Source organism: Cupriavidus sp. GW822-FHT03E04 (assembly GCF_058801495.1).
In genome coordinates this window covers 251,232-263,203 of record NZ_JBXANI010000012.1, presented here as the reverse complement: position 1 = coordinate 263,203, position 11,972 = coordinate 251,232, and the positions used below count along the sequence as shown (strand labels likewise).

General features: G+C 68.6%; 12 protein-coding genes. 7 read left to right on the top strand and 5 right to left on the bottom strand.

What is annotated here, in order from left to right:
• Window positions 1-159: 159 nt before the first annotated feature.
• The 7 genes from AC1RQC_RS19485 to AC1RQC_RS19455 all read left to right on the top strand — a co-directional run bounded on the left by AC1RQC_RS19485 (window position 160) and on the right by AC1RQC_RS19455 (window position 5,975).
• Window positions 160-726 carry an RDD family protein gene (locus AC1RQC_RS19485; RefSeq protein ID WP_492814543.1) on the top strand — a complete coding sequence of 189 codons (567 nt, stop codon included), beginning with the start codon at window positions 160-162 and terminating at the stop codon, window positions 724-726.
• Window positions 723-1,700, top strand: coding sequence for an esterase/lipase family protein (locus tag AC1RQC_RS19480; RefSeq protein ID WP_492884365.1), 978 nt, complete (start codon window positions 723-725; stop codon window positions 1,698-1,700). Before AC1RQC_RS19485 ends, AC1RQC_RS19480 begins: the two co-directional genes overlap by 4 nt.
• A gap of 166 nt (window positions 1,701-1,866) precedes the next feature.
• A complete protein-coding gene (locus AC1RQC_RS19475; RefSeq protein WP_492814539.1) occupies window positions 1,867-2,883 on the top strand; it encodes a metallophosphoesterase in 1,017 nt (338 codons plus the stop codon).
• Window positions 2,884-2,990: 107 nt separating this feature from the next.
• On the top strand, window positions 2,991-4,157 hold the full coding sequence (locus AC1RQC_RS19470; protein ID WP_492376649.1) for a glycosyltransferase family 4 protein: 1,167 nt from the start codon (window positions 2,991-2,993) through the stop codon (window positions 4,155-4,157).
• Window positions 4,045-4,557, top strand: a complete 513-nt coding sequence (locus AC1RQC_RS19465; protein WP_183032806.1) for a diacylglycerol kinase — start codon at window positions 4,045-4,047, stop codon at window positions 4,555-4,557. The genes AC1RQC_RS19470 and AC1RQC_RS19465 overlap by 113 nt, the downstream gene beginning before the upstream one ends.
• A gap of 138 nt (window positions 4,558-4,695) precedes the next feature.
• The gene (locus AC1RQC_RS19460; protein ID WP_492376647.1) at window positions 4,696-5,394 is read left to right on the top strand and encodes a TetR/AcrR family transcriptional regulator; all 699 of its coding nucleotides are present in this window, start codon (window positions 4,696-4,698) and stop codon (window positions 5,392-5,394) included.
• Window positions 5,391-5,975, top strand: a complete 585-nt coding sequence (locus AC1RQC_RS19455; RefSeq protein WP_150983726.1) for an LOG family protein — start codon at window positions 5,391-5,393, stop codon at window positions 5,973-5,975. Before AC1RQC_RS19460 ends, AC1RQC_RS19455 begins: the two co-directional genes overlap by 4 nt.
• A 125-nt stretch (window positions 5,976-6,100) precedes the next feature.
• Here the strand turns inward: AC1RQC_RS19455 and AC1RQC_RS19450 are convergent, their stop codons facing one another.
• From AC1RQC_RS19450 to AC1RQC_RS19430, 5 genes are all read right to left on the bottom strand, one after another.
• Window positions 6,101-6,718, bottom strand: a complete 618-nt coding sequence (locus tag AC1RQC_RS19450) for a DUF924 family protein (RefSeq protein WP_492376646.1) — start codon at window positions 6,716-6,718, stop codon at window positions 6,101-6,103.
• Between the two features lie 38 nt (window positions 6,719-6,756).
• On the bottom strand, window positions 6,757-7,194 hold the full coding sequence (locus AC1RQC_RS19445) for a group II truncated hemoglobin (protein ID WP_255503167.1): 438 nt from the start codon (window positions 7,192-7,194) through the stop codon (window positions 6,757-6,759).
• 46 nt (window positions 7,195-7,240) lie between these two features.
• Window positions 7,241-9,784 carry an ABC transporter permease gene (locus tag AC1RQC_RS19440; protein WP_492884384.1) on the bottom strand — a complete coding sequence of 848 codons (2,544 nt, stop codon included), beginning with the start codon at window positions 9,782-9,784 and terminating at the stop codon, window positions 7,241-7,243.
• A 314-nt stretch (window positions 9,785-10,098) separates the two neighbouring features.
• Window positions 10,099-10,716, bottom strand: a complete 618-nt coding sequence (locus AC1RQC_RS19435; RefSeq protein ID WP_174426515.1) for a DUF4126 domain-containing protein — start codon at window positions 10,714-10,716, stop codon at window positions 10,099-10,101.
• 107 nt (window positions 10,717-10,823) lie between these two features.
• Entirely contained in the window at window positions 10,824-11,921 is a 1,098-nt protein-coding gene (locus tag AC1RQC_RS19430) for a substrate-binding domain-containing protein (RefSeq protein WP_492884363.1), read from the bottom strand.
• Window positions 11,922-11,972: the final 51 nt, after the last annotated feature.

The following is an 11,972-nucleotide window of genomic DNA, read 5'->3' as shown; positions in this document are numbered from 1 at the left end:
CGCCCTCCCACGCAAGCTACCCGCCCCACCCGCGCTTTGGCATAATGCCGCTTGCGCCGGCCCGGCCGTGCTCGCTTGCAGCCTCGCTGCCCGGCCCTCGCTGCCCGGCCTTGCCCTCCTCCGGCCTGACGGCCCTACCGCCCTATCGCCATACCCGCCATGCCCGCCGTGACCACGCCCAAACCCAACGCCAAGCCGGCCGCATCGGGCGCGCCGGCCAGTCCCTCGCGCCCGGCCGATGCACCGACGATCCGCCGCCGCATCGCCTGCATGCTGTACGAAGGCGTATTGCTGTTCGGCGTGCTAAGCGCCTCGACGGGGGTCTATCTGCTGGCGCGCCCGGCGTTGCAACAGCATGGGCTGGACGGCCCGTTCACGATGCAGTGCTGGAGCTTCCTGGTGCTGGGCTGCTACTTCGTCTGGTTCTGGCAGCGCAACGGACAGACGCTCGCCATGCAGACCTGGCGCATGCGGGTTGAGACGGCCGCGGGCGTGCCCCCGCGCTGGCCGCAGGCCGCGCTGCGCTACCTGCTGGCATGGCTCTGGCTGCCGCCTTCAGCGGCGCTCGGGCACGTGCTCGGCCTGGTCAAGGGCCCGTTCGTCGGCGTGCTGTGCGCTGGCCTGCTGGCTTGGGTCATGCTGGCCCTGCTCGACCCCAGGCGGCAGTTCCTGCATGACCGCCTGGCCCGCACCCGCCTGGCCGACCTGCGCCCGCCCAAGCCATGAACCTGTCGGCTGCCGCCTTGCGCCGCATCGCGGTGGCATTGCAGGCCGCCGTGGCACTAGGCTGCGCTGCCGAACTCAACGCCCTGCATGGGTGGCCCCTCGCCATCGGCCTGCTAGCCGGCATTGGCGTGGTGCTGGCGATCTTTGGGCTGTCTGTTGCCAGCGCCTTTGTCTTTACCCTGTTCAGCCTGGGCGAGCCCGAGGCGACGCGCCCCCCCATCCCACCCGCCCTGCAGGCCTTGCGGCCAGCCCGGTTGACGCCATGGCAGGCGCTGGGCTGCTACCTGCGCGAATACGCCGCCGTGTTCCGGATGTTCAACTGGCTGCAGCCCTTCTGCTCGCACCGCCGCTTGCGCCCGGCCAAAGCCCCGGGCTCGTGCCCGCCGCTGCTGCTGGTGCACGGCTATGGCTGCAACCACGCCGTCTGGCTCGACATGCAGCCCGCCCTGGCGGCGGCCGGCTACCACTGCGAGGCGATCGACCTGGACCCGGTGTTTGGCGACATCGACCAATACGCCCTCGAAGTGCGCGCCGCCATCGCGCGCATCGCCGCCACCACCGGCCAGCCGCCGCTGGTGCTCTGCCACAGCATGGGCGGCCTGGCCGCGCGCGCCGCGCTGGCGGGACGCGGCAAGCCCCCGCCCTGCCGCGGCATCGTCACGCTGGGCACGCCGCATCACGGCTGCGTGCTGGCCCGCTACGGCAGGGGCTTCAATTCCCGCCAGATGCGCTGCGCCAGCGCCTGGCTGCGCGCGCTGGCAGCGCGCGAAACGTCACGCCAGCGCGCTGCCCTGGTGTCGATCTTCAGTTGGCATGATTCGATTGCCGGGCCGCTGGGGACCTCCTGGATGGAGGGCGCGCATCATGTGGCGCTCAGCGGCGTCGGGCATGTCAGCCTGCTGCGGCATCCGGTGGCCACGCAGGCTGTATTGCGGGCGCTGGCGCAGTTGTCAGCGGTGGCGCCAGCGGCCTGATGAGACGACGGCGGCAGCAACTGGAAGCCCCCGCCAGCCGCGCAAGCCACGCAATAGCCACGCAATAACCACCTCCCCCACAACAGTCATATGACGTTCATGTTTCCTTAACAGCTTCGTCACGCGCCACTGGCCCAATGCAGCCATCGTCGCTACCGAGGCCGCCATGGTTCAAGCTCTTCGTTCTGCCCGCGGACATCTGGCCAAGGCCACGCAACTGCTGCGCAGCCGCACCGCCGAGTCGCAATCCCTGCCGCGGCCCATGTCATTGCCTGCCGCGCTGGCCGCCTTCATGCCACCGGCCAGCGACTTGCAGCAACGGCCTCCCGGGCGTTGCGCCACCTCTCCGGCCAGCGTCCCGCCCCCTGAAGCCACCACCCAGCCCCCGCATCCGTCCCATCCCACCCGCCACTACCGCGCCATCTGGCTGTCCGACATCCACCTCGGCACGGCCGGCTGCCAGGCCGATTACCTGCTCGACTTCCTCAAGCACAATGAATCGGACCAGCTCTACCTGGTCGGCGACATCATCGATGGCTGGCAGCTGCGCCGCGGCTGGTACTGGCCGCAGAGCCACAACGATGTGGTGCAGAAGCTGCTGCGCAAGGCGCGCAAGGGTACCGAGGTGATCTACGTGCCGGGCAACCACGATGAGGTGGCGCGCCAGTTCGACGGCCTGGCCTTCGGCGATATCACGGTGCGCGAAGATGCCGTCCACGTCACCGCCGCGGGCAAGCGCCTGTGGGTGGTGCACGGCGACCTGTTCGACGGCGTGGTGCAGCACGCGCGCTGGCTGGCTTACCTGGGCGACTCGCTCTACACCTTGATCCTGGCCGTCAACCGGCACTTCAACCGCATCCGCGCGCGCCTGGGCTTTCCCTACTGGTCGCTGTCGCAGTACCTGAAGCACCAGGTCAAGAACGCGGTCAACTACATCAATTCGTTCGAGCAGGCGATGGTGGATGAGGCGCGCCGGCGCGGCTGCGATGGCGTGATCTGCGGCCATATCCACAAGGCCGAGATCCGCGAGGTCGACGGCCAGCTCTACTGCAACGACGGCGACTGGGTGGAGAGCCTCTCCGCCTTGGTGGAGACGCAGGACGGCGAATTGCAGATCGTCTACTGGACCACCCTGCTCGATGCGCCGGCCACGGCCGGGCGCCGCGCCGTCGCCACAGCCTGACGAGACTTGAGCGCGGCACCCGCCCCACACGCCGCCATCCGTACAACGGTATGGCCGTGGCCTCGCCGAGGCCGGCCACACACGCGGCCTGGCCGCAAGGAGCAGCTATGAAGATCCTGATCGTCACCGATGCCTGGGAGCCGCAGGTCAACGGCGTGGTGCGCACGCTCAAGTCCACCCGCCGCGAGCTGATCGCGATGGGGCACACGGTGGAACTGATCACGCCGCAGGAATTCACCACCATTCCCTGCCCGACCTATCCGGAGATCGCGCTGTCCCTGTTCGCCGGCGCCAAGGTCCGCGCGCGCATCCGCGCCTTCGCGCCGGACGCGCTGCATATCGCCACGGAAGGCCCGCTCGGGCTAGCCGCGCGCCGCTATGCGATCCGCGAGCAGTTGCCGTTTACCACCGCCTACCACACGCGCTTTCCGGAGTACGTGCAGGCGCGCTTCGGCATTCCGCTTGCCTGGACCTACCGCTTCCTGCGCTGGTTCCACGGCCCGGCGCGCGCCGTGATGGCGCCGACACCGGTGGTGCTGCAAGACCTGCATCAGTTTGGCATCACCCACGGCGTGCTGTGGACCCGCGGCGTCGACCTCGATGTCTTCACCACCCAGCAGGCTAACGTGCTCAACACGGCGCACCCGATCTTTCTCTACGTAGGGCGTGTCGCCGTGGAAAAAAACGTGGAGGCCTTCCTCGCGCTGGACCTGCCCGGCTCCAAGTGGGTGGTGGGCGACGGCCCGGCGCTGGCGTCGCTGCGCGCACGCTATCCGGCGGCCAACTACCTGGGCGTACTGACCCAGCCGGAGCTGGCCAAGGTGTATGCTTCGGCCGACGTCTTCGTATTCCCCAGCCGCACCGATACGTTCGGGCTGGTGCTGCTCGAAGCCCTGGCCAGCGGGCTGCCGGTGGCGGCCTATCCGGTAACCGGGCCAATCGATGTGCTCGGCCACAGCGACGCCGGGGTGATGCACGAAGATTTGCGTGAAGCTTGCCTGGAAGCGCTGCGCATTGACCGCGCCACCGCTCGCGCCCATGCCGAACGGTTCTCGTGGCGCGCCGCCTCCGAGCAGTTCCTGACTCACCTGCAGCCGCTGCCGGCCGTACGCGCGACCCCCAACGGCACGAACGGCACCACTGCCCGCCCCTTCTCCGAACATGCCGACTCCGCATCGCCCACCGTCCGAACCGCACCGCCCGCCGGCGCCACAGACCGTCACGTCAGCCCCGGCACCGCCCCCGGACTCGCCGAACAGCGACTACACGATTGAGCAAAACCCCCACAAGGGCAACCGCGGCCTGGCGCGGGCCTGGCATGCCGGCATCAACTCGGTGTCCGGCCTGCGCTACGCGGTGCTGGAAGAAAGCGCGTTTCGCCAGGAGCTGACACTGGTGGTGATCCTCACGCCCTGCGCGTTGCTGCTGCCGGTCGGCATTGTCGAGCGCATCCTGCTGCTGGGCACCCTGCTGCTGGTGCTGATCGTGGAATTGCTCAACTCCAGCGTGGAAGCCGCGGTCGACCGGATCTCGCTGGAGCGGCACAGCCTGTCCAAGCGCGCCAAGGACTTCGGCAGCGCAGCGGTCATGCTGGCGCTGGTGCTATGCGGCGGCACCTGGCTGGCCATTGCCGGGCCGATCGTGATGGACTGGCTGCGCGCGCTGGCGGCCTGACAGGCTAGCGGCGCAAGCACGGCGCAGGCCCGGCACGGCGGCGCGCGGACGGGGCCAAAGGCGCTTGCGGCATTGCGGCAAACGGCGATTGCTTATAATCGCCTTCAACTTACCGAATTGCCGCTCGCCCGGTCGCCTATGGAACCCAAACAGCAAGCCGGTCCCCGCCGCACCCGGGACCGCATCCTGGACGTCTCGCTCCGCCTGTTCAACGAGGTGGGCGAGCCTAACGTCACCACCACCACCATTGCGGAAGCCATGGAGATCAGCCCCGGCAATCTCTACTATCATTTCCGCAACAAGGACGACATCATCAGCTCCATCTTCGTGCTGTTCGAGCAGGAGATGGAGCGCCGCTTGAAGTTGCCCGACGATCACAAGGCCACGCTGGACGAAAGCTGGGGCTACCTGCAGTACATGGCGGAGTTCCTGTGGAACTACCGCTTCCTGTACCGCGACATCAACGACCTGCTGGCGCGCAACCGCATGCTTGAGACCAATTTCAAGCGCATCGTCGAGCAGAAGAAGCGCTTTGCGATGGAGATCTGCCGGCAGTTCCAGGAAGACGGCGAGATGGAGGCCACGCCCGAGCAGGTCGAGGCCATCTGCACCAATATCGTGGTGATCGCCACCTACTGGCTGTCGTTCCAGTTCGTGCAGCATCCGCGCCAGTACAACGACCCCGAGCTGATCCGCGGCTACCTGCACGGCGCCAGCTACCATATCTTCTCGATCCTGGCCCCTTACCTGCGCGGCAAGGCCCGCCAGGCGTTCGACAAGCAAGCCCAGGAATACGCCGCCGCCAAGGCGGCGCAAACAGAAAAGGAAAAAAAGTGAAGTCCGTTTGCATCTATTGCGGCTCCAGCCCCGGCAATCGCCCCGAGTACGCCGCCGCGGCGCGTGCCATGGGCAAGACCCTGGCCGAGCGCGGCCTTGCGCTGGTGTACGGCGGGGGCAAGGTCGGGCTGATGGGCACCGTGGCCGACGCCGTGCTGGCCAACGGCGGCACCGCCATCGGCATCATTCCCGATGCGCTGATGCAAAAGGAAGTCGGCCATCGCGGCCTGACCGAGCTGCACGTGGTGCGCAACATGCACGAGCGCAAGCAGATGATGGCCGATCGCGCCGATGCATTCATCGCCATGCCGGGCGGCGTCGGCACCTTCGAGGAACTGTTCGAGACCTTCACCTGGCTGCAGCTGGGCTATCACGCCAAGCCGGTGGGACTGCTCAATGTGGAAGGCTTCTACGACAGCATGCTGGGCTTCATGCAGCACGCCGTGGACGAAGGCTTCCTGAAGCAGGTCCACAACGACCTGCTGCATGTGGCGCCTACGCCCGAAGGCATCCTCGACAAGCTCGCCAACGCGCCGCGCTTGCTGGTGGACAAGTGGCAGGAGAAGCGCGAGCAGACCTGATGGTGCTCCACGCGCCCCGAGGCCCGAGGCCCGGATGCCGAGGGCCAGCCACATCGGCTTGCGCCCCAGCCCCGCCACCACACCGCCACCACCCCGCGATAGCGGCTGCGCTACGCGGGGCCCGCTCAGAACGACGAGCCGGGTTCCCGCAGGAAGGCGCTCTCCTGCACCGTATCCCTGCGCCCCAGCATGGCGTTGCGATGCGGGAAGCGCCCGAAACGCTCGATCACCGCGCGGTGCTTGAGCGCCCAGTCCACCACGTCCACCTTGCCCTGGCTTTGGTCGCGCAGCGCCGTCATCAACTGCACGGCCGTGTCCTGGTCGGCAAGCGCTTCGGAATGCTCGAACGGCATGTAGCAGAACATGCGGTGGAATGCCGTGGGCAGCAGACGATCAGCGCCGCTCGCCACCATCTGCCGGGCTGTTGCCAGCGCCTGCGCATCGGAGGCGAAGCTGCGCGGGTCGTCGCGAAAGACGTTGCGCGGCACCTGGTCGAGCAGCACGATGCGTGCGCAAGCGGATTCGGGGCTTTGCGCCCAGCCCGCATTCGCGCCCGCGTGCGTGGCTTCCCACAGTGGCAGGAAGGCAGCATGGACCGTGGCGTCGAAGTCAGCGGACTTGGTGAACCATACCGAGCGTGTTGTGTTCCATGCCGGCGAGCCAGGCGCGCCGAACCAGAAATCGAGCACGCGCCGGGCGTCGGCAGGCAGGTCCGTGGCGGGGTTGGGATGCGTGTCAGCCATGGTGTCGGGATCCGTGGCAGGTCGGGTGGCCTTGGCCATCAACGCGGCACATTGCGCATCCAGTCGGCGGTGCCGAAAAAGGCCTGCATCAGGCGCAGCTGCAGGTCTTCGGGCAGGCCGACGTCCTGCATGGCCAGCGCCATGCAGCGCATCCACTGGTCGCGCTCGCTGGTGCCGATCTCGAACGGCATGTGGCGCGCGCGCAGGCGCGGGTGGCCAAAGCGCTCGATGAAGTGGTTGGGGCCGCCCAGCCAGCCGCACAGGAACCAGAACAGCTTGTCGCGCGAGCCGTCGAGCGAGGCGGGATGCAGCGCGCGCAGCCCCTTGAACTCGTCCTCCAGATCCATCAGGTCGTAAAAACGGTCGACCAGTTCGCGCACGCGCGCCTCGCCGCCGATCAGCTCATAGGCGGTGACTTCGGGGGCGGCATCGGATGCCGTGGATGCCGCATTTTCAGGCTTGGAATCGGTACTCATAAACACTCAGGGATGGTTCGGGCTTCAGTGGTTCAGGCTTCAGGTATCACGCATCACGCAGCGTAGCCAGCGCGGGCTGCCGCAGCACCTCGCGCAAACCCAGCCAGCCGCCCGCGAAAGCGCACAGCATGCCAGAAAGCACACCGGCCGGCACGATCCAGCCATTGAAGCGGTAGGGGAAATCGAACACGAACTGAGACAAGCCCCAGCCCACCGCGATCGCGCCCAGGCTGGCCAGCAGGCCCGCCAGCCCGCCCACCACCAGGAATTCCGCGTACTGGGTCTGCCGCACCAGCGCGGCGGATGCGCCCAGCGCCTTGAGCAGCCCGGCATCGCGCTTGCGCTCGTCGCGCGCGCCGGACAGCGCCGCATAGAGCACGGTGACGCCGGCTGCGAGCGTGAACACGAACAGGAACTCGACGGCGGCTATGACCTGGTCGAGCACGTCCTGGATCTGGCGCAGGATCATGTCGGTGTTGACCACCGTGATGTTCGGGAAGGCCGCCACCATGCGGTTGCCCAGCGCGGCTTGCGCGGGCGGCAGGTGGAAGGCGGTGATATAGGTCTGTGGCAAGCCTTGCATGGCAGAGGGCGGCAGGATGACGAAGAAATTGACCCGCATCGAGCCCCAGTCCAGCTTGCGCAGCGAGGTGACCGGCGCCTCCACCGACTGCCCCGCCACATCGAAGCGCAAGGTGTCCCCGAGCCGGATCCCCAGCGTCTTGGCGATGCCCTCCTCCACCGAGGCCCCGGCCCCGCCCTTCCCGGCGCCCAACCAGTTGCCCGCCACCACGCGGTTGCCGGCCGGCAGCGCGTCGGTATAGGACAGGTTGAACTCGCGCTCGACCAGGTTGCGGGCGCGGCCATCGGCAAAGCGCTCGGCGCGTACCTGCTGGCCGGCGATATGCGTCAGGCGGCCGCGCACCATCGGGTACAGCAGGTCGGCGATGCCGGCGTGCTGCAGCATGCCGGTCAGCGGCGCGCGCTGGTCCGGCTGGATATTGATGACGAAGCGGTTGGGCGCGTCCGCCGGCGTGGCGTTGCGCCAGGAGGCGATCAGGTCGTTGCGGGTCATGCCGAGCAGCAGCAGCGCCATCAGGCCCACCGCCAGCGCCACCGTCTGCAGCACCGTCACGCCGCGGCGGCGCTCCAGCACCGCCAGCGCAAAGCGCCAGCCCACGCTGCCGCGCGCCAGGCGCCGGCCGCGCATCAGCCGCGACAGCAGGCTCAGCAGGCCCAGGGCCAGCAGCGCGAACACGACGCCGGCGGCGACAAAGCCGCCCGCGGTGGTCAGCCCCAGCTTGAGATCACGCGCGGCCACCAGCAGCAGCGCCACGAAGGCGCCCAGGCCGAGCCCGTAGGCGATCCAGGTCGAGACCGGCGGCGCGCCGACGTCACGCCGCAGCACGCGCAGCGGCGGCACCTGGGTCAGCGCCAGCAGCGGCGGCAAGGCAAAGCCCGCCAGCAGGACGACACCCGCCAGCACACCAACCACGGCCGGCAGGACGGAAGGCTGCGGCAGCGTCACAGTCAGCAGGTTACCCAGCGAGAGCAGCAGGCCGTAGTGCGCCAGGTAGCCGAGCGCCACGCCGGCCACCGCGCCGCCCACGCCCAGCAGCAGGAACTCCAGCCCGAAAGCCAGCAGGATCTCGCGGCGCGACAGGCCCATGCATTTGTAGACCGCGCAGGCATCGGTGTGGCGCTGCATATAGCGGCGCGCCGACATGGCGATGGCCACCGCGGCAATCATCGACGACAGCACCGCCACCAGCGACAGGAAACGCTCGGCGCGGTCCAGCGTGGCGCGCATCTGCGGCTGGCCGGATTCCAGCGACTCGACCCGGGTGTTGCGCAGCGCGCGCTTGCCGATCTCGGCCTCAGCCCACTTCTGGTAGGCCTGCGCGGCGGCATCGGGGCCGGCCACCAGCAGGCGGTAGGAGACCCGGCTGCCCCAGCCCACCAGCCCCGTGGCGGCCAGGTCAGACAGCGGCAACATCACGCGCGGCGCGAAATTCATGAAACCAGCGCCGCGATCCAGTTCCTGCGTGAGGATGCGGTCGATGCGAAAGCCGCGGCTGCCCAGCTGGATGGTGTCGCCCATGGCAACGCCGAGCGAGTCCAGCAAGGCCTCGTCCACCCAGACGGTGCCCTCGGCGGGAATGCCGGTGGCGGCGGCTTCCGGCGCCCCGGGCCCGGCCGCCACCTTGAGCTGCCCGCGCAGCGGATAGCCGGGCGCGACCGCCTTGAGCGCAGCCAGTTGCGAAGGGGCATCGGCCTGAGCCCCGCTAGCCGCCCCTTGCCCTTGCGTCGTGGCGGCCTTGCCAGGCACGCGCGCGCTCGCCATGCTCGGGAAGGTGACGGTCTGCGTGGTGGCCAGGCCCGCTTGCGCGGCATGGCTGGCGAAGACGGCATCGAACGGCTGGTCGGACACGATCAGCACATCGGAGGCGATCATCTGGCGCGCGTCGCGCTCCAGCCCCAGGCGCATGCGGTCGGCCAGAAAGCCCACGCTGCTGAGCGCCGCCACGGCCAGCACCAGCGCGAACAGCAACAGGCTCAGCTCGCCGGCGCGCCAATCGCGCCGCGCCATGCGCAAAGCCTGGCGCCAGGGCGAGAAGCGCGTCGGGCGGGCGCCGGACGATGCCGCGGCGGCGGCGGTGGTGGTGGCTGCGGCTGCGGTGGCTGCGGCTGCGGTGGGAACATGCTGGGAGGCGGGTTCTGAAGACATTGATCTCTTATCTCTAATCTCTTGTCCGTGCACATGCATGGTGGCTGCCAGCCGGACCAGCCGCAGGCCAGGATTGGCGCGACGGCAGGACACCAGCGGGAGGATCCCGGCGCGCATCCGCCGGATCAGGGCCAGATTATGGCCGGATTGGGCAAAGCGAGGGTCGAACCCGCCACTCAGCGCCGGGGCTGACGCCCCGCCGGCGAGGCCGCCGGAGCACGCTTGGCCAACGCGTCGCGCAAATGGCGCAAGCCGCGCCACAGCTTGGGCAGCAGCCACGCCGCCACCAGCAGCAGCACGGCCAGCACCACCAGGAACACCACGGGCAGGAAAAAAGCCAGCAGCAGCCCGCTGCTGGCGGCAACGTCCTCGCTCAGTGAGGCAGCCCAATTCGAAAACGGTTCCGGCGAGACGTTGATCAGGGCGCGGGTGCCGGCCTTGGCGGCATGGGCGGTGCCAGCCAGCGTGCCCCCGACCAGCCCGGCGGCGACCATCCATTGCGGATCGAGCTGCCCGAAGGCGGCGGCGGCCAGGATCGCCCCGGCGGGAATGCGGATAAAGGTCTGGATGCTGTCCCAGAAGGAATCGAAGCCCGGCACCTTGTCGGCCACGAACTCGGCCAGGGCCAGCACCGCGGCCAGCGCGATCACCCACCACGATTCCAGCGCCTGCAGGCCGGGCGGCAGGTGCAGCCAGCCCAGGCGGCCCAGTGCGCCAGCCGTGAACACGGCGAGGTAAAGGCGGAATCCGCTGGTCCAGGACAAGCCCGCGGCCAACGCGGCCGTTTCTAGCATGGCGCTCCTTGCTGGGTCTGTCTGGCGGGCATGCAGCCCCGCCTATGCAACCAGTGTAATACGCGCGCGCTCAAACAGCCGGGTTCCCCCCTCCCCGGTGGACGGCGTCAGCCGCCTTCCTTGCCGTCGGGGCCATACCATGGGAGTGCCTCCTGCGGCGTCAGGATGCCATCAGGCTCGGCCATGGCGTAGCCGGGAAGCGCCTCGATGCGGTGCCGGAAGGCCGGGTCGGCCAAATGCGAAAGCAAGCCATGCGCCCAGGGCGTGATCTGGTCGTTCTTGCGCAGCGCCAGGTAGTAGGCCTCGCGGGTCAGCGGCACAAAGGCCAGCCCATGGGCCTCAGCATTCATGCGCAGGCCGAAGCCCACCTCGGCATGGCCGTCATGCACCGCTTGCGCCACCTTCTCGTTGCTGAACTCGGGGGTTTCGTAGCCAACGATCTGGTCCGGGAAGAGTCCCTCGGTGGCCAGCAACTGGTCGAACAGCATGCGCGTGCCAGAACTGCGCTGGCGGTTGACGAAGCGGGCGCGGGTACGGGCCAGGTCGCGCAGGTCGTGGATCTCGCCCGCGAGCTCGCGCGCGACGATCAGGCCCTGCTCGCGCCAGGCCAGCCGGATCAAGCGCACGGAGGCCGGACGCAGCCATTTGCGCAGCGTCACGTGGGCCACGGAGCCAGCCTTCTGGATCGGCGAGACGTAGAAGCCAGCCAGCTCGGACTGCCGCTCCTGCAGGCAGATCAGGCCCTCCACGCTGCCGCAGAACACAGTGTCGAGCTGCAGGCCGCCCGGCGCGTCGTGCAACGCCCCCGCCAGGACCTCCATGGCCGGATCATGGCTGCCGGAGAAGCGGATGCGGGTCTGCGGCTGCGCCGCGTCGTCCAGGTCCGCCAGGAAATCGACCATGGCCTTCTGCACGACCGGGTCGATCGAATCGCGCAAGCGCCCCTCCGCACGCAGCAAGCGCTCACCGAACAGAGTCAGTGACGCCCCCCGGCCGCGCTCCATGTCGAGCATGCTGCGCCCAAGCATCTCCTCCCAAGACCGCATCACGCCCCAGGCGTGCCGGTACGACAACCCGATCTCGCGCGCCGCGCGATGCAGGGAGCCCGTCTCGCGCACGGCCTTGAGCAGCTGGAACACCTTGCCGTTGGAGCGAGGATTGTCGTCCGCGGCGACGACCGGGAACAGGTCAAAGCGAAATGTCATATGAAACGCTTTTCATATTTACTTTAGAGATGTGGTTCACCGAGAATGCAA

Bases quoted from the DNA above. Each gene is read 5' to 3' on its own strand.
- AC1RQC_RS19460 (WP_492376647.1), top strand. From the start codon at position 4,696: ATGGAACCCAAACAGCAAGCCGGTCCCCGCCGCACCCGGGACCGCATC.
- AC1RQC_RS19445 (WP_255503167.1), bottom strand. From the start codon at position 7,194: ATGAGTACCGATTCCAAGCCTGAAAATGCGGCATCCACGGCATCCGAT.
- AC1RQC_RS19465 (WP_183032806.1), top strand. From the start codon at position 4,045: ATGCCGACTCCGCATCGCCCACCGTCCGAACCGCACCGCCCGCCGGCG.
- AC1RQC_RS19485 (WP_492814543.1), top strand. From the start codon at position 160: ATGCCCGCCGTGACCACGCCCAAACCCAACGCCAAGCCGGCCGCATCG.
- AC1RQC_RS19435 (WP_174426515.1), bottom strand. From the start codon at position 10,716: ATGCTAGAAACGGCCGCGTTGGCCGCGGGCTTGTCCTGGACCAGCGGA.
- AC1RQC_RS19480 (WP_492884365.1), top strand. From the start codon at position 723: ATGAACCTGTCGGCTGCCGCCTTGCGCCGCATCGCGGTGGCATTGCAG.
- AC1RQC_RS19470 (WP_492376649.1), top strand. From the start codon at position 2,991: ATGAAGATCCTGATCGTCACCGATGCCTGGGAGCCGCAGGTCAACGGC.
- AC1RQC_RS19475 (WP_492814539.1), top strand. From the start codon at position 1,867: ATGGTTCAAGCTCTTCGTTCTGCCCGCGGACATCTGGCCAAGGCCACG.
- AC1RQC_RS19440 (WP_492884384.1), bottom strand. From the start codon at position 9,784: ATGGCGCGGCGCGATTGGCGCGCCGGCGAGCTGAGCCTGTTGCTGTTC.
- AC1RQC_RS19450 (WP_492376646.1), bottom strand. From the start codon at position 6,718: ATGGCTGACACGCATCCCAACCCCGCCACGGACCTGCCTGCCGACGCC.
- AC1RQC_RS19430 (WP_492884363.1), bottom strand. From the start codon at position 11,921: ATGACATTTCGCTTTGACCTGTTCCCGGTCGTCGCCGCGGACGACAAT.